A 15832-nucleotide genomic window follows, 5' to 3' on the forward strand; every position below is an offset into this window, starting at 1 on the left:
GTGGTGGGGATGTGTCTGGGCGGAGTGGCCGGGCTGGCGTGTGGGAGCATCAGCGGCATCGCCATTGGCCGAGGCCCCACCGTGGCGCGGGTCCAGATGGCGGCCATCCTGGCCAGCCTGACGCCGATGCTGCTCTGGACGGGGACGACGAATGCGTCCTACGCCGGCGCGGTGGCGGCCAGCGCGCTGGTGGCCTTCCTGGTGAGCGCGTTCCGGCTCCCGCTGTACGCGGTGGAGGTGCTGGCGTCGGCGGTAGCGTATGCCGTGGAGCGCTGGACGGGGCGGCCCACCTTGGGCTGGGTGCCGGTGCGTCACCACAACCTCAGCTATCTGCCGCATCCCTTCCTGGGGCGGCATCTGGCGCTGGCGGTGCGCTCGCGGCCGGCGGAGGTGCTGGCGGTGGCGGATGCCTGCCTGCGCTCTCCGGGCAACATCGTGGTGGGGTGGCCATGGGTGGTGCAGGCGCTGGAGTCGGCGTCGCCGGAGCGGGCAGGGGAGCCCCGGGCTTGAGCCGCTGAGTTGCCTCGCCGCGCGGCTCCGGTAGCCTGCGCGGCGATGGAAGGAATGCTCGACGCGTTCATCGCCTTCATCCGCGCGGAGCGCGGACTGTCCGGCAAGACGGTGGACGCCTACGCCGCCGACATCAACGTGTACTTCGAGGACCTGCGCGCCCGCGGCGTCCCCGACGTGACGCGGGCGCGGCAGGAAGACGTGTCCGCGCACCTGGCCGCGCTGGGCAAGCGGGGCCTGGGCAAGCGCAGCCAGGCCCGGCACCTGGCGGCCCTGCGTGGCTTCCACCGGTTCCTCGTCGCCGAGCGCATGGCGGACAAGGACCCGACGGAGGACCTGGACACGCCCCGGTCGCCCCGGAAGCTGCCGTCGTTCCTCACCCTGGAAGAGGTGGAGCAGCTCCTGGCGGCCCCGGACGAGCGCACGTCCACGGGCGTGCGTGACAAGGCCATGCTGGAGGTGCTGTACGCCACCGGCCTGCGCGTCAGCGAGCTGTGCGGCCTGGGCATCAACGACGTGCAGCTCACCGCGGGCTATCTGGTGGCGAAGGGCAAGGGCGCCAAGGAGCGGCTCGTCCCGCTGGGGAGCGTGGCCATCGAGAAGGTCCAGGCGTACCTGGCGGAGTCACGGCCCGCGGTGCTGGGGCGGCGCAAGTCCCAGGCGTTGTTCGTCACGCCGCGAGGTTCTGGCTTCACCCGGCAGGGCTTCTGGAAGCTGCTCAAGCGGTACGCGCTGAAGGCGGGCATCGCCAAGCCGCTGTCGCCGCACAAGCTGCGGCACTCGTTCGCCACGCACCTGGTGGAGCGCGGCGCGGACCTGCGCGCCGTCCAGCAGATGCTGGGGCACGCGGACCTCGCCACGACGCAAATCTATACCCACGTCAATGCGGCCCGGCTGCGGTCCGTGTACGACGCGTTCCACCCGCGCAGCGATGTCTTCGTCCCCAAGGCGAAGAAGCCGCGCGCCGCCGCGCGGTAGGGGGCGGCCCGGGCCTCCCGGCGCTCAGCTCCCCACGCTGTGGATGGGCAGGCCGAACGGGTCCGTGTGGGCCCGCCGGGGCTCGCTCCCCGGCAGCGGGGCCACGCGAATCAGCCCGGAGGCCATCAGCCGGTGCACGGAGCGGGACGCCGCCAGCTCGCCCATGGCCGCCGTGCGCAGGGCCTGCCGGATGCTCCGGCTGCCGCGCAGCTTCGAGTACAGGTACAGGTCATCCGCCGTCAGGTCGGGCGGGGTGGGGCGCGGAATCGGCTCGAAGACCAGGCGCCCGTCCAGCGCGAAGAGCTCGTCACTGAGCGCCAGCGTCAGGCGAATCTCCGCCTCGCGGTACAACGCATGGGCTTCGGGGACGGGGCCTCGCTCCAGGATCTGCGCGGCCAGGGCGACGGCATGGTCATACTGGCCGGCTTCCAGGAAGCGCTTCACCAGGGCGAGCAGCTCCTCCAGCTCGGCGGCCTCGCCCAGCCGGGGGCCTCCGGCCTTGCGCGGGGCCAGGGCGCCCCGCCGATACAGGTGCAGCACCCAGCGCGCGGCGAAGAGCGGGGCCTCCCGGGCGCTGGCCAGCATCTCTCCCAGTGTGGCGCCGCTCGCCGCCAGGTCCAGCAGGACGTCCTCCTCCTCCGAGTACGTCTCCACGGCGAACTCTCGGAAGACGCGGAACGTCGCGTCCATGCGGGGGAAGATGTCGCGGAACATGGACCACTCGCGCTGCCGCGTCACCGCGTCGCGGTGCAGGGTGGACAGCGACAGCTTGAGCCCAATCGCCCGGGACGCGGGCGGCAGGCCGGGGGTGAACTCCACCTCGCCGGACTCCCAGGCGTAGCAGTCGAAGAGGGACTCACGCGCCTTGTGCTCCAGGGCCTCGATGAGGCGGGGCAGCTCCACGAAGCAGCGCTGGACCAGGAAGGTGCCGTAGGGCATGCGCGCGCCCTCGGCCGCCTCGAAGGCCGCCGCGGCGCGGGGCGCGTCCAGGATGCGGAGGTTCACCAGGACCTGCGCCAGGTGCTCGCGCGGGTCGTTCGAGCTCTCGCCCACCAGGTAGCCGTCCTGGACGTGGAAGCAGCGCCGCACCGCGCCGCGCTCCACCCGCAGCACCCCTTCAACCCCGGGCGCGCTGAACAGCGGCGGCATCACCAACTGCAAGCGATAGCTGGCGAGACTTCCGTTGAATGGCTCCATGCAGGTGCTTCCTCCAAGGTGGGTGGGCCCGCGTGAGGAACCCCCAGGGTACCGGTGCACCCCGTCGTGATTCAATTGCAAGTGCTTGGATTTGCTCGTGATTTCCTGGTGGGACGCAAAGTTCCAGGGAGAGTCCGTCTTGACTTCGATTCCTGGACAGCGTCGTGGCACGGGCAACGGACGGTTGCAGGGCCGCGTCGGGTGTGCGAACGAGCCCTGTCGATTCCCGATTCCAGGTTCACACCCATATGCGGATTCTCTCAGGCGTTCAGTCGTCCGGCCGGCTGCACATCGGCAACTACTACGGCGCGCTCCGCCAGTTCGTGCAGCTCCAGGACGAGGGCGAGGGGTACTACTTCATCGCCAACCTGCACGCGCTCACCACCGTGCGGGACCCCAAGGCCGCGCTGGCGCTGGCGCGCGAGGCCGCCATGGCCTACCTGTCGCTGGGGTTGGATCCGAAGAAGGCCGTGCTCTTCCGGCAGAGCGACGTGCGCGAGGTGCTGGAGCTGTACTGGATTCTGGGCACCGTGACGCCGCACGCGCACCTGGAGCGGGCGCACAGCTACAAGGACAAGGTGGCCAAGGGCATCAGCCCGGACTTCGGCCTCTTCGCCTACCCGGTGCTGATGGCCGCCGACATCCTGCTCTACAGCGCGGACTTCGTCCCGGTGGGCAAGGACCAGGTTCAGCACATCGAGTTCGCGCGCGACTGGGCGGTGAAGTTCAACACCCAGTACGTGCCCGGCTACGACCCGGCGGACCCGGAGGGCAAGGAGCGGGGCCACGCGCCCGGCATCCTCAAGCTGCCCGCGGCGCGCATCCAGGAGGCCACCCAGACGGTGCCCGGCGTCGACGGCCAGAAGATGTCCAAGTCCTACGGGAACACCATCGAGCTCTTCGGCGACGAGAAGGAAATCAAGAAGCGCATCATGTCCATCAAGACGGACTCGACGCCGGTGGACGCGCCCAAGCCCACGGTGGACAGCCCGCTCTACGACTTGCTGAAGCTGATGCTGCCCGAGTCCGAGTTCGCCGAGGTGGACGCCACCTGGAAGGCGGGCGGGAAGGGCTACGGCGACTACAAGAAGAAGCTCCTGGAGGCCTACCACACGACCTTTGGCCCGGCCCGTCAGCGGTACGCCGAGCTGGCGGCCGACCCGGGTGAGGTGGAGCGCATCCTCCAGGACGGCGCCAGCCGCGCCCGGGCCGAGGCGACCCGGCTGATGGACCAGGTCCGCAAGGCCGTGGGAATCCCATGAGTCGGTGTGCCTGAACGGGCTTTCACTGCCGATTGTTTGACCCACCTGGGGGGCACTGGTATGGGTGTGTGTCCTCCAGGCTCGTGCCCGCTGCCTAAGAAAGTCGGGCCCTTACGCGATGACGCGCCCCCACCCATCCCGTTGACGCCACCCAGGACATCCGGTGAGTGAGGAACGTCGCTCGCCGGCCGATGAGGCCCTTCGTGAAGGGGAGTTGCCGCGGAGTCCGGGCGACAACTTCCGCATCGCGCTGCCCAACTTCGAAGGTCCGCTGGACCTGCTGCTCCATCTCATCAAGGAGCATCGGGTCGACATCTTCGACATCCCGCTGGCGCTGATCACGGAGAAGTACCTCGAGCACCTGGAGCGGATGCGGGAGATCAACCTCGACATCGCCGGGGAGTTCCTGGTGATGGCCTCCACGCTGGCGCACCTCAAGAGCCGCATGCTGCTGCCCCGGCAGGACGCCGTCGCGGCGCAGGAGGGGGCGGAGGTGCTCGCGGTCGCCGAGGAGACCGAGGACCCGCGCGCGGAGCTGGTGCGGCGCCTGCTGGAGTACCAGAAGTACAAGGACGCCGCCGAGCAGCTCGCCACGCAGGACCTGCTCGGCCGCGACGTCTTCGCCCGCAACGTCCCGGTGGAGGCGGTGCCCATCCCGGAAGAGGAGGTGGGGCTCCAGGAGTTCAGCGTCCTCAAGCTGGTGGAGGCGCTCGACCGGGTACTGGAGCGGTTGCAGCCCAAACTGCAGCACGAGGTGGTCCGGGAGCGCGTGACGCTGTCCGAGGCCATCCTCCGCGTAGTAGAGCGTCTGCGCCCCCATGGACAGGTTCTGTTCGAAAGCTTGTTCACGGAAGAGGACACCCCGTCGCGACAGGAGGTGGTCATCACCTTCCTGGCCATCCTGGAGATGGTGAAGCGGCGGCTCATCCGGGTGGTGCAGGACGAGCCGATGGGGCCCATCCTGCTGCTGCCCAACGGGGACGCGCTGGAGAAGCTGGCTCCCACGGAGGTCGACGACAGTGACTACCGGTAGCAACGGACCCCAAGACGAGACTCCCGAACCGGGCACGCCCGGCGGCCCCGGCCCGTTCTCCGAAGAGGAAATCGCCGCTGTCACGGGCCCCGGCCCGGCGGACGAGCTGGACGAGCTGGAGCCGGCCTCCATCGAGGAGGACTCGGACGAGGCGCCTCCGGACCTGGAGTCGTCGTTCGAGAAGCTCCTCTCCAAGAGCCGCAAGCTGTCCACGGACCGCATCCGCACCGTCATCGAGAGCGTGCTCTTCGTGGCGGAGCGGCCGCTGTCGGTGGACGAGCTGTACCTGGCCACCGGCATCGAGCGGGAGCTCATCGCCGAGGCCCTCAACCAGCTCTCCGGCATCCACCGCGACGGCATCAGCGGCATCGTGCTGTATGAGGTGGCGGGCGGGTGGCAGTTCCGGACGGACCCGCATTCGGGTGAGTATGTCCGGCGTTACCTGCGGGTGAAGCCACAGCGGCTGACCCGGGCGGCGGTGGAGACGCTGGCCATCATCGCGTACCGGCAGCCGGTGACGCGGCCGGAAATCGAGGACATCCGCGGCGTGGACTGCGGCGCGGTCATCAAGGCGTTGATGGACCGCAAGCTGGTGAAGATCCTGGGCAAGCGCGAAGAGGTGGGCCGGCCCATCCTCTATGGAACGTCCCGTGAGTTCCTGGAGTTCTTCGCCCTGAAGGACCTGTCTGCCCTGCCCACGCTGCGTGAGTTCCACGAGCTGACGCAGGAGCACCGGGAGATCGTCGAGAAGGAAGACACGCCGGCGCCCCCGGCGACGGGGACGGTGGAAGCGCTGTCGGACCCGGCATTCACGAAGCGGATGGAAAAGAGCGCGGCGGCCAGTGAAGCCGCGCTGGAGGACCTGGAGGAGGCCATGGCGGCCGCGGACCGGACACACAAGGTCAGCTCCAGCGTCCTGGACACGACGCCCCCGAAACCCGAGACGGGTGATACGACGGGGCCCAAGCCCGAGTGACGGGCAGCATGGAAGAAGGATGGTATGGCGGCCGAACGACTACAGAAGTACCTGGCCCGCGCGGGAGTTGCTTCGCGCCGGCATGCAGAAGAGCTGATTACCGCGGGCCGCGTCGCGGTGAACAACAAGACGGTGACGGAGCTGGGCAGCCGGGTGGAGCCCGGCACGGACCTGGTGACGGTGGACGGGACGCTGGTCACGCCTCCGGATGAATCCTCCTACTTCCTGCTCTACAAGCCCGTGGGCGTCGTGACGACGCTGTCGGATCCGCAGGGCCGGCCCACGGTGGCCAACTACGTGGAAGAGGTGGGCAAGCGCCTGTTCCCGGTGGGACGCCTGGACTACGACGCCGAGGGCGCGCTGCTGTTCACGGATGATGGGGCGCTGGCGCACAAGCTGACGCACCCCAGCTTCCAGGTGCCGCGCATGTACCTGGCGAAGGTGAAGGGCGAGCCGGACGTGGCCACGCTGGACAAGCTGCGCGGCGGCGTGCGGCTCGAGGACGGCATGGCCACGCCGGTGTCGGTGGGCGTGTTCGAGGCCGCGGAGCGGAACACCTGGCTGAAGATCGTCGTGGCGGAAGGGCGCCCGCACCTCATCAAGCGGCTGTGCGCCGCGGTGGGGCACCCGGTGGTGCGGCTGTTCCGTCCGTCCTACGCTGGCGTGGGCGTGGAAGGTCTGCGCCCCGGCCAGCTGCGCCCGCTCAAGACGAGCGAGGTGGAGCTGCTGCACTCGGTGTCGGATGGCAAGGCCGTGCCGCCGACGGGTGAGCTGAAGCTGCCTCCGCGCCGGCATGGCCGCGCGGCTCCGGGCTTCGACTCGGACGACGAAGCGGAGCTGTCCATGGATGACGATGCGCCCGTGGCCGCCAAGCCCGCGCGCAAGGCGCCGGCCCGTGCGGCCAAGGCCGCGACGGTGGGTGGTTCGGGCCTGGCGCGTTTCGGACGGACCAAGGGGGCGTCGGCCGAAGGCAAGCCCGTGCGTCGTTCCTTCGGTGGTGATGAGGACAAGCCCGCGCGCCGTTCGTTCGGTGGTGACGAGGGCAAGCCCGCGCGTCGTTCCTTCGGTGGTGACGACACCAAGCCCGCGCGCCGCTCCTTTGGTGGTGACAAGGCAGGCGCGCCGCGTGGCCGCTCCTTCGGTGGTGACGACGCCAAGCCCGCGCGCCGCTCCTTCGGTGGTGACGAGGCAGGCGCGCCGCGTGGCCGTTCCTTCGGCGGTGACGACACCAAGCCCGCGCGCCGTTCCTTCGGCGGTGACGACACCAAACCCGCGCGCCGCTCCTTCGGCGGTGACGACGCCAAGCCCGCGCGTCGTTCCTTCGGTGGTGACGACGCCAAGCCCGCGCGCCGCTCCTTCGGTGGTGACGACGCAAGGCCTGCGCGCCGTTCCTTCGGTGGTGATGACGCCAAGCCCGCGCGTCGTTCCTTCGGTGGTGACGACGCCAAGCCCGCGCGCCGCTCCTTCGGTGGTGACGACGCCAAGCCCGCGCGCCGCTCCTTCGGTGGTGACGACGCAAGGCCTGCGCGCCGTTCCTTCGGTGGTGATGACGCCAAGCCCGCGCGCCGCTCCTTCGGTGGTGACGACACGAAGCCTGCGCGCCGCTCCTTCGGTGGTGACGACACCAAGCCTGCGCGTCGTTCCTTCGGGGGTGAAGAGGGCAAGCCCGCGCGTCGTTCCTTCGGTGGTGACGAGGGCAAGCCCGCGCGTCGTTCCTTCGGTGGTGACGACGCCAAGCCCGCGCGTCGTTCCTTCGGTGGTGACGAGGGCAAGCCCGCGCGTCGTTCCTTCGGTAGTGACGAGGGCAAGCCCGCGCGTCGTTCCTTCGGTGGTGACGACGCCAGGCCCGCGCGCCGCTCCTTCGGTGGTGACAAGGCAGGCGCGCCTCGTGGCCGCTCCTTCGGCGGTGACAAGGCAGGCGCGCCGCGTGGCCGCTCCTTCGGTGGCGACAAGGCAGGCGCGCCGCGTGGCCGTGGCCCAGGCCGGTCCTTCGCTGGTGCCGAGGGCGGCGCCCCCAAGAGCCGTGGCACGGGCCGTCCCGAGCGCCGCGACTGGAGCGCGGGCGGAGACGCCGCGCCTCGTACTCGTGCACCGCGCGCGGGTGGCGAAGGCCGTCCGGAGCGCAAGACGTGGGGTGCTGGCGGTGGCGCTGGCCGGGCTCCACGGGGTGAAGGCCGTCCGTACTCGCCCCGTTCCGGAGCCGCGGGTGCTGGCCGCCCTGAGCGCCGTGAGTGGAAGCCTCGCGCCGAAGGGGCAGACGCGCCGCGTGGCCGGGGGGGCCCTCGCCGTGAGGGCTCCGAGGGCGGACGCCCCGCCCGCTCCACCTGGACGCCGACCGACGAAAGCGGGAATCCCCGTGAACGCGTCGTCCGGGCCGGGGCTCGCAAGGGTCCTCCCGCCGAGAAGTCCGGCGGATTCCAGGACTGGGGCAAGAAGAAGGAGCGGTCAAGCGCCCCCAGCTGGAGCAATGATCGTCCCCGAGGCGGCGCGGGCCGACCGCCTCCCCGAGGCGGCGCGGGTCGGCCGCCTCCCCGGGGTCCTCGCCGTCCGCGTTGATACCTGACGCGGTGGATTGGGCGGGAATCGAGGGGGATTGATATAACCGGCGCCGACTCCTACACCGTTTCCCTCACCGGAGACCGATGCGAACCGGCGCACGCCCCCTCATTCTCGCACTTGCCCTGCTCCTCGGCTGCAACGGCAGCAGGGACCAGCTTCTCGCGGACCTCCAGAGTCCTCGTCCAGAGGTCCGCGCGCTCGCGGTGAAGAAGCTGGCCGGGCAGGGCAACCCGGATGACCTGGTCCTCTTCACTCGCGCGGCGAAGGACTTCGCCGCCATCGTCCGGGCCGAAGCCGCCGTGGCGCTGGGGGAGAGCCAGGACGCCCGCGTCGTGGACCTCCTGGGCGAATTGCTCGAGGACCCAGACGAAGAGGTCCAGGGCCGCGCTGCCATGGCGCTGTCCAAGGTGAACAACGAAAAGGCCAAGGCGTACCTCACGCTCCAGTACGGGCGGCGGGGCCGGGCCACGCGACAGGTCATCGTCCAGGCCCTGAAGAACGCCAACGTTCCGGGTGCCATGGCGGAGGTGGTCGCCGCCGAGGCCCGCACGCAGTGGGACCGCAACCAGCTCGCGTTGACCGAAGGCGCGCTGCCCGAGCGCGTGGGCGCCGCCGAGGAGCTGGGCAAGAGCGGCCGTCCCGACGCCGTCAACCGGCTGCTGCCCCTGGTTCGCGACAGCCAGGTCATCCTCGCCGCCGCCGCCGTGCGGGGGCTGGGTGACGCCGGGGACAAGCGCGCGGTGGGCCCCATCACGCTGCTGTTGGAAGAGAACTTCCCCGAGCTGCGCGAGTCCGCCATCCACGCGCTGATGAAGCTCCGGGATCCGGTGGCCACGCAGCGCCTCCAGATGGTGGCGGTGGAGAAGAGCGTCGTCAGCCCGCTGGCCATCGAAGCCATCGTGTCCTTCCCCCGGACGCCGCAGACCGACGCCTCGCTGTGCGCCATCGTCATGGAGGGCGCACCGGCGGAGGCGCTCGTCGCTGGCCGGAGCATGCGCACGCGCGGCGGCTGTCCGGTGGACCCCATTGGCGAGCGGCTGGCACGCCCGGCCACGGCCGCCAGTGGCCTCCAGGCGGTGGAGGGGCTGGGACCCGCGGCGCTGCCGCTGCTCGGCAAGGTGGTGCCGTGGCTGAGCCATCCGGACGCCACGCTGCGCCTGCTCGCGGTGGAGGCCGTGGCGCAGGTGGGAGACGCCTCCGTGGTGCCCGCGTTGCAGAAGCTCTACGAGCAGGAGGCCAAGGGCCTGGAAGCGCTGCGCGCCGACTGGGTGACCCAAGCGCTCCCGGAGAAGTTTGGCGTGGGGTTCGACCCTTCGACCATGCCGCCCACCCCGCAGACGCCTGGCCTGAAGGATGACCGGCCGTCGCGGCACGCGGACCTGCTGGAGCGCGTGAAGGAGCTCAATGCCGCCCGGGTGCGTGAGTCCGGACGGGACGTGGTGCGGCACCGCGTGCCCACCGAGCTGTACGACGACGTGGCGCCGGAGCGGCTGGTCCCGCTGGCGACGCTGCTGCGAGCGTTGGGGACGCTGAAGGCGCCCGGAGCGCTGGAGCTGCTCACCGGTTACGCCCAGGACTCCAGCGCCGCGCTGCGCGTGGCGGCCCTGGTGGGACTGGCGCGGCTGGGCCCCGAGGGCGTCAACGTGGCCAAGGCCGGGCTCGTCGAGCCGGACCGAGACCTGCAGAAGGCCCTGGCCCAGGCGCTGGCGGAGGCCGGCGAGGCGGGGCAGGCCGCGCTCATCGAGCTGCTGCCGAAGATGGGGAGCGAGAAGCTGCTGGTGCTGGATGCGCTCACGCGTGCCGGCGGTGTGCCGGCCTCCGCTTCCGCGCAGCTCCAGGCCGTGGTGCGCGAAGGCGGACCGGAAGCGGCGCTGGCGGCGGCCCTGCTGGGGCGGCTCCAGGCGAAGGACGCGGTGCCCACGCTGGTGAAGGCGCTGGACGAGCCCAACAGCGTGGCCCGCCGCGACGTGCTGCTGGCGCTGGGGAGCATTGGCGACGCGCAGGCGGCGGACGCGGTGGCCAAGGACCTGTTCCACGACCTGCCCGAGATTCGCGCCGCGGCGGCTTCGTCGCTCCGGAAGCTGGGCAGCGCCGCGCACGCGGACCAGCTGGAGGCCCTCCAGGCGGACTACTTCCGGACGGTGCGTGAGGCCGCCGGCGCCGCACCGGGGTCCGAGAGCACCGCGTCGGAGGGCGCTCGCTGATGGAGCTGCGCAAGCTCAAGGACAAGGCGTCCGAGGCTTTCACCAAGGGGCGCTTTTCCAAGGCGGCGGAGCTCTACGAGGACTACTGCCGGGCCGAGCCCAAGGACCATCAGTCGCGCCTGCGCTCCGGGGATGCCTGGGTGAAGGCGGGGCAGCGGGACCGGGCCATCTCGGCGTATCAATCCGCCGCGGAGGGCTTCGCGCGCGAGGGGTTCCTTCCGCGCGCCATCGCCGCGAGCAAGCTCATCCTCGAGCTGGACCCCGCGCACCGCGGCGTGCAGCAGATGCTCGCGGACCTGTACGCGCGCCGGGGAACGCCCATGGGCGCCCGTGCCCGGGGCCCGATGAGCAACGCGTCGTCCGTGACGGTGAAGGCGTCCGCCGAGCCTCCTGGGACGTCGCGTCTGCCCGAGGCCGTGCACGCGGCCGTCGCCGCCATTGATTTGGGTGAGGACGAGCCGGCCGGCGGTCCCGCGGTGGACCTGTCCGCGGAGCTGCCTCCGGCGCTGGTCCTGTCCACCGATGCGTCCTCGCATGGCACCGAGGAAGTCGTCCACTCGGTCGAGGTGGGATTGGCGTCGGAAGAGGGGACCGCCAGCGTGGAGGTGACGCTGGACGTGGAGCCCGTCGTGGCAGGCGCGCGGGTGGACGACGCGCGCGGCACCGCTTCGATGACGCCCGTCCCGGCCTCCACGAGCGTGGCGGCCCCGCTCCCGCCCGCGGCGATGGCCCTCCCCGAGCCGGAAGCTCCGCCGCTCGCGACCCGGATTCCCGCGGTTCAGCCCGGAGGCGCGCGGGCGGCGACGAGCTCCTTGCCACCAGGACTGGCACCGCGTGCGTCGCAGCGGCTGCCCGCCGTGGGCGCGGCTCGCGCGCCCGAGCCCGAGCCGGAGGCTCCGCCACGTTCCGCCGCGAACAGCGGCCGCTGGCAGGCCCTGTCGTCTCCCATCACCACGCAGACAGAGGAGCCCGCCGCTCCTGAAGCCGCGGCGTCCTCCGCGCCTCCAGGGCTCCGGCCGCGCCGTGCCGACGCGTCGGTCCCCGCGGGCGCCACCGCGCTCCCGGGCCATGACTTGTCACCCGCGCTGGGCGCCTCCTTCCGGACGGCGGCGAGCCCGTCCTCCTTCACGGAGTTGGAGCTGGAGGCGGACTCCCTGTTGCACGCGGTGGAGCTGGCCGCGCAGGCGGCCTTAAGTCGACAAGGCCTGGGGGCCACGTCCACCGGCGACGGCCTCGAGGAAGAGATCTACAGCCTGACGGAGGAGGTCGCTCCCGAAGCGGCGTCCCTGGACGCGCTGCCCACGATTCCGCTCTTCTCGGACCTGCCTCGCGACGCCTTCATCGAGCTGTTCGAGCGCTGCCCGCTGCGCCGCTTCGGGCCGGGCGAGCGCATCATCGACCAGGGCAGCCACGGCGACGCGTTCTACGTCATCTGCGAGGGCGCGGTGCGCGTCTTCCGGACGGAGGACGGCCAGCGCCAGGACCTCGCGACGCTCGAAGGGGGCGCCTTCTTCGGGGAGATGGCCCTGCTCTCCGGCGCCGCTCGCACGGCCTCCGTGGAGTCCGCGTCCGACGACTCGCAGCTCCTGGAGATCTCCGCGGGGGTGCTCGCCGAGCTGTCGAGTAGCCACCCGCAGGTGGCCCTGGCCCTGAAGAAGTTCTGCCGCCAGCGCATGCTGACGAACGTCATGAACACGTCGGAGCTGTTCCGGCTCTTCGGGCGGAAGGACCGGCGCGCGCTCGTGGAGCGCTTCCGCTCCCGGGACGTCGAACGGGACGCGGTCATCATCCGCGACGGCGACCCGACGGACGGCCTCTACGTGGTGCTGTCCGGCGAGGTCGAGGTGCGCAAGGACGGCCACCTGCTGACGCAGCTCCGGGAAGGGGAGGTGTTCGGAGAGATTTCCCTGCTCCAGAAGACGCCCGCCACGGCGACCGTCACCGCCACCCGGCACACCACGCTGCTGCGGCTGCCGCGCGCCGACTTCGACGCGCTCATCTCCAGCCACCCGCAGATCCTGGCCCTCATCTCCGACCTGAGCGACGAACGGCTCCGTCGCACGCAGCGCGTGCTGACCGAGGCCGGCGTCGAGGAAGACCTCATCCTCGTCTGACGTCAGCGGACCTTGGCGAGGTAGTCGTCTCGCGTCACCAGGCCGCGCGTCTCCAGCAGCTCCAGCATGGCCCGCAGCGAGCGGGCCTGCTGGGCCACCATCCGCTCCAGCCCCGCCACCTGCTGGGTCAGCTCCTCCACGCGCTGGGTGAGCTCCGCCTCACGGCCGGGCTGCGCCAGGGCCGCCGAGGAGACCGCGCGCACGGCCAGGGACAGGGGCGCGCTCTCGACGGGGGGCGCCAGCTCGAAGGTGGGCTCGTCCATGCCGAAGGACAGCGGGGTCGCCGTCGTGGAGGTGACCTCCCCGTGGTAGTGGCGGCGGATGGCGCGCTCGATGGACGAGGCGCTCGCGACGACCACCTGCAGGCGCTGGCCGCAGTGGAAGGCCAGCTCCTGGAAGGCCTCCACGTTGGTGGGGTCGGCGGTGGCGACGGTGAGCGTCTTCGCGGCCGGGTCCGCGGCGATGGGGAAGACCGTGTAGCGCTCGGCGATGTCCGCCCGGAGCGCCTGCAGCGCCACCGCGGACGGCGTGTGCTGCTCCAAATCCACCGTGGGGATGGCGAGCTGCCGCGACAGCGCGTGGACCATGGAGCTTTCGTCCACGAACCCCATCTGCACCAGGGTGAGGCCCAGCTTGCCGCCCCATTTGCGTTGTTCGGCGAGGGCGGAGCGGAGCTGGGTCTCCGAGAGGAGCCCGGCGTCCATGAGAATCTCCCCGAGCCGGCGCTTGCGGCCAGGGAGCGAGACAGAGGGTGTGACAGGCGGCTGTTTCACGGCCGTGAAGCATAGCAGCCAGTCGGGCACGACCGGAGGCCCGCCAACACCCTGGAGGCCCGGGAGGAGCGTGAGGGCACGGAATGGGGTAGAACCGTCCCTCCATGACGCGACGGATACTGCCGTTTCTCGCACTGCTGCTGGCGTCGGGCTGTGCGTCGCAGCGCCTGGCTGGCGCGGACCTGGACCGCGTCCGGCGTCCGGCCTTCATCTCCCGAATCAAGGACGGGGCCGGCCCCAAGAGCCACGTGTTCCGCGAGGACTCGGCGTACCGGAACAAGCTCAAGAAGCTGGAGCCGGTGGAGGCGGACCGGCGGCTGACGGTGAAGCTGCTCCAGGCCGTCACGCGCTTCGAAATCTCCGAGCGCCTCCGGGTCACCACGTTGTCTCAGCTGCCGCGTGAGTTCCCGTGGACGCACGTGGTGGACCCCGCGCAGGTGGCCTCGGTGCTGGAGAGCTTCCTGGTGGAGGAGGTGCCAGCCAACGCGCCGGACTACGACCTGGTGGCGTCGCTGGGCGCGGACTCCATCGTCGAGTTCGTCATCGAGGACTACGGCATGCGCAGCGATGACGGCCGCGCGGGCGCGTACCTGCGCGGCTATGGCCGCATGTTCACCCTGGACGGGCGCACGGAGGTGTGGCGCCGCCCGTTCACCATGGACCATGTCGCCGAGGGCAAGGCGCACCTGGACCCGTTCAAGGTGGGCAAGGACCCGTCGCTCTTCCGCGAGGCGATGACGGCCATGCTGGACGACGTGGCGCGGCTGTTCGTGAAGGACCTGACGCCCACCGACCGCGGCGGCGCGCCCCCGGCCCGGGCTTCCGCGGCGGGCTCGGACGTGGTTTCCGGCAAGGCGGGCGCCCCGGCTCCCGAGGCGACGAAGCCTCCGGAAGACGGGCTGGCGCCCGGCGAGCTGCCGGACCCCGACCCCTGAGTCCCCCGGCCTTCATCAGAACAGCGCGTGCTCCACCAGGAGCACCGTCAACCCCACGACGAAGCTGACGAGCGTCACCGGGAGGCCCACGCGGAGGAAGCGGAGGAAGGTCATGTTGACCTTGCCGCGCGCGGCCTCGAACACGATGAGGTTGGCCACGCTGCCCACCAGCGTGAGGTTGCCCGCCAGCGTGGAGCCGAGCGCGAGCACGTGCCAGCCCAGCTCCACGTCGTGCAGCGCGGGCACCCACGTCCGCGCCAGCATGACGAAGGGCACGTTGCTGAACAGGTTGGACGCCACCAGCGTCAGCCCCGCGAAGCCCAGCGTCTCCCGCAGGGGCGGGCCCGCCATGAGGGGGGCGAACAGGACGCGAATCTCCTCGGCCCAGCCGTGCTTGTTCACGCCGTAGACGACGACGAACAGGCTGGCGAAGAAGAGCAGCAGCACCCAGTCCACGCGCTCCAGCGCCTCGCGTGGCTCGCGCCGGGACAGGGCCATGACCAGGGCCGCTCCGGCCAGGGCGCTCCAGCTCATGGGCAGTCCGGCGAAGAAGGCCACCACGACCCCGGCCAGCACCACCAGCGTGAGCACCATGAGGCCCTGGTCCACGGGGGGCGGCGGCGGCTTGGGCTCGAAGCGCTTCGTCGGCAGGTCGTGCCGGAAGAGGTACAGGAGCCCGGCGGCGACCACCGCCGTGGAGAGCAGGGCGGGCAGGGCCATGTACGCGGCGAAGCTGGCGTAGGACAGCCCGGACGCCCCCTGGATGAGCATGTTCTGCGGGTTGCCGGTGAAGGTCGCCACCGAGCCGCTGTTGCTGCCCATGCACACCGCGAGCAGGTACGGGGCGGGCGGCAGGCGCGCGTCGTCCACGGTGGCCAGCACCAGCGGCGTGAGCATCAAACACACGGTGTCATTCACCAGGACCGCGGACATCCCGGCCGAGATGAACGTCACGGCGAGCAGCAGCCGCCGGGGCGTGTGGGCCCTGCGCACGGCCCACGCGCCCGCGGTCCGGAAGAAGGCGGCCTGGGACATGTACGCGGCCAGCAACATCATCCCCAGCAGGAGGACGATGGTGTCCGCGTCGATGGCGTGCTGGTTCGCGTCGGCGCTGTGGTTGAAGACCTCGGCGGGCGTGACGACGCCGGCGACGACCATCAGCACGGCGCCCAGCAGCGCGCCCCCGGGGCGATCCAACCGCAGGTACGGAAGCCGCGCCCCGGCGATGAAGACGTAGGTGAACAGGAAGATGGCGAGGGCCACGGCGCGGCACACTAGTGGAGCGCCCACG

At 71.1% G+C, this 15832-nt stretch carries 11 protein-coding genes and 1 pseudogene; 9 read left to right on the forward strand and 3 right to left on the reverse strand.

Features of this window, described 5'->3' with window-relative positions; all coding sequences use genetic code 11:
• Together G4D87_RS08215 and xerD are read left to right on the forward strand one after the other, a co-directional pair.
• Positions 1-510, forward strand: a pseudogene (locus G4D87_RS08215) (hypothetical protein); the annotation flags it as partial.
• Between the two features lie 45 nt (positions 511-555).
• Entirely contained in the window at positions 556-1488 is a 933-nt protein-coding gene (gene xerD, locus G4D87_RS08220) for a site-specific tyrosine recombinase XerD (protein WP_163780646.1), read from the forward strand.
• Positions 1489-1512: 24 nt separating this feature from the next.
• On the opposite strand, the gene G4D87_RS08225 is transcribed toward xerD, so the two are convergent.
• Positions 1513-2685 carry a DUF4388 domain-containing protein gene (locus tag G4D87_RS08225; protein WP_163780648.1) on the reverse strand — a complete coding sequence of 391 codons (1173 nt, stop codon included), beginning with the start codon at positions 2683-2685 and terminating at the stop codon, positions 1513-1515.
• A gap of 248 nt (positions 2686-2933) precedes the next feature.
• Here G4D87_RS08225 and trpS point away from each other — a divergent pair, with 248 nt between their 5' ends.
• The 6 genes from trpS (at position 2934) to G4D87_RS08255 (ending at position 12833) form a co-directional block, all read left to right on the forward strand.
• Positions 2934-3947 carry a tryptophan--tRNA ligase gene (gene trpS / locus G4D87_RS08230; protein ID WP_163780649.1) on the forward strand — a complete coding sequence of 338 codons (1014 nt, stop codon included), beginning with the start codon at positions 2934-2936 and terminating at the stop codon, positions 3945-3947.
• A gap of 163 nt (positions 3948-4110) precedes the next feature.
• Complete coding sequence (locus G4D87_RS08235) at positions 4111-4980, forward strand: segregation and condensation protein A (protein ID WP_163780651.1); 870 nt, start codon at positions 4111-4113, stop codon at positions 4978-4980.
• The gene (gene scpB / locus G4D87_RS08240) at positions 4967-5956 is read left to right on the forward strand and encodes an SMC-Scp complex subunit ScpB (protein WP_163780654.1); all 990 of its coding nucleotides are present in this window, start codon (positions 4967-4969) and stop codon (positions 5954-5956) included. Before G4D87_RS08235 ends, scpB begins: the two co-directional genes overlap by 14 nt.
• 24 nt (positions 5957-5980) lie before the next feature.
• The gene (locus G4D87_RS08245) at positions 5981-8512 is read left to right on the forward strand and encodes a pseudouridine synthase (protein ID WP_163780656.1); all 2532 of its coding nucleotides are present in this window, start codon (positions 5981-5983) and stop codon (positions 8510-8512) included.
• 86 nt (positions 8513-8598) lie between these two features.
• Positions 8599-10719: a HEAT repeat domain-containing protein gene (locus G4D87_RS08250; protein WP_163780658.1), complete on the forward strand. Its 2121-nt coding sequence runs from the start codon at positions 8599-8601 to the stop codon at positions 10717-10719.
• Entirely contained in the window at positions 10719-12833 is a 2115-nt protein-coding gene (locus G4D87_RS08255; protein WP_163780660.1) for a cyclic nucleotide-binding domain-containing protein, read from the forward strand. The genes G4D87_RS08250 and G4D87_RS08255 overlap by 1 nt, the downstream gene beginning before the upstream one ends.
• A gap of 2 nt (positions 12834-12835) precedes the next feature.
• Here G4D87_RS08255 and G4D87_RS08260 read toward each other — a convergent pair whose 3' ends face one another.
• Positions 12836-13636: a GspE/PulE/PilB domain-containing protein gene (locus tag G4D87_RS08260; protein ID WP_504112555.1), complete on the reverse strand. Its 801-nt coding sequence runs from the start codon at positions 13634-13636 to the stop codon at positions 12836-12838.
• 74 nt (positions 13637-13710) lie between these two features.
• Between G4D87_RS08260 and G4D87_RS08265 the strand changes: the two genes are divergently transcribed.
• Positions 13711-14541, forward strand: a complete 831-nt coding sequence (locus G4D87_RS08265) for a hypothetical protein (protein WP_205507482.1) — start codon at positions 13711-13713, stop codon at positions 14539-14541.
• 15 nt (positions 14542-14556) lie between these two features.
• Here the strand turns inward: G4D87_RS08265 and G4D87_RS08270 are convergent, their stop codons facing one another.
• Entirely contained in the window at positions 14557-15804 is a 1248-nt protein-coding gene (locus G4D87_RS08270) for an ArsB/NhaD family transporter (RefSeq protein WP_163780683.1), read from the reverse strand.
• Positions 15805-15832: the final 28 nt, after the last annotated feature.

Origin of the sequence: Myxococcus vastator (assembly GCF_010894475.1) — a bacterium.
Classification (GTDB): Bacteria; Myxococcota; Myxococcia; order Myxococcales; family Myxococcaceae; genus Myxococcus; species Myxococcus vastator.

What these genes read in the sequence shown, in the direction of transcription:
- G4D87_RS08265 (WP_205507482.1), top strand. Translation starts at nt 13,711, where the DNA reads ATGACGCGACGGATACTGCCGTTTCTCGCACTGCTGCTGGCGTCGGGC.
- xerD (WP_163780646.1), top strand. Translation starts at nt 556, where the DNA reads ATGGAAGGAATGCTCGACGCGTTCATCGCCTTCATCCGCGCGGAGCGC.
- G4D87_RS08225 (WP_163780648.1), bottom strand. Translation starts at nt 2,685, where the DNA reads ATGGAGCCATTCAACGGAAGTCTCGCCAGCTATCGCTTGCAGTTGGTG.
- trpS (WP_163780649.1), top strand. Translation starts at nt 2,934, where the DNA reads ATGCGGATTCTCTCAGGCGTTCAGTCGTCCGGCCGGCTGCACATCGGC.
- G4D87_RS08250 (WP_163780658.1), top strand. Translation starts at nt 8,599, where the DNA reads ATGCGAACCGGCGCACGCCCCCTCATTCTCGCACTTGCCCTGCTCCTC.
- G4D87_RS08255 (WP_163780660.1), top strand. Translation starts at nt 10,719, where the DNA reads ATGGAGCTGCGCAAGCTCAAGGACAAGGCGTCCGAGGCTTTCACCAAG.
- G4D87_RS08245 (WP_163780656.1), top strand. Translation starts at nt 5,981, where the DNA reads ATGGCGGCCGAACGACTACAGAAGTACCTGGCCCGCGCGGGAGTTGCT.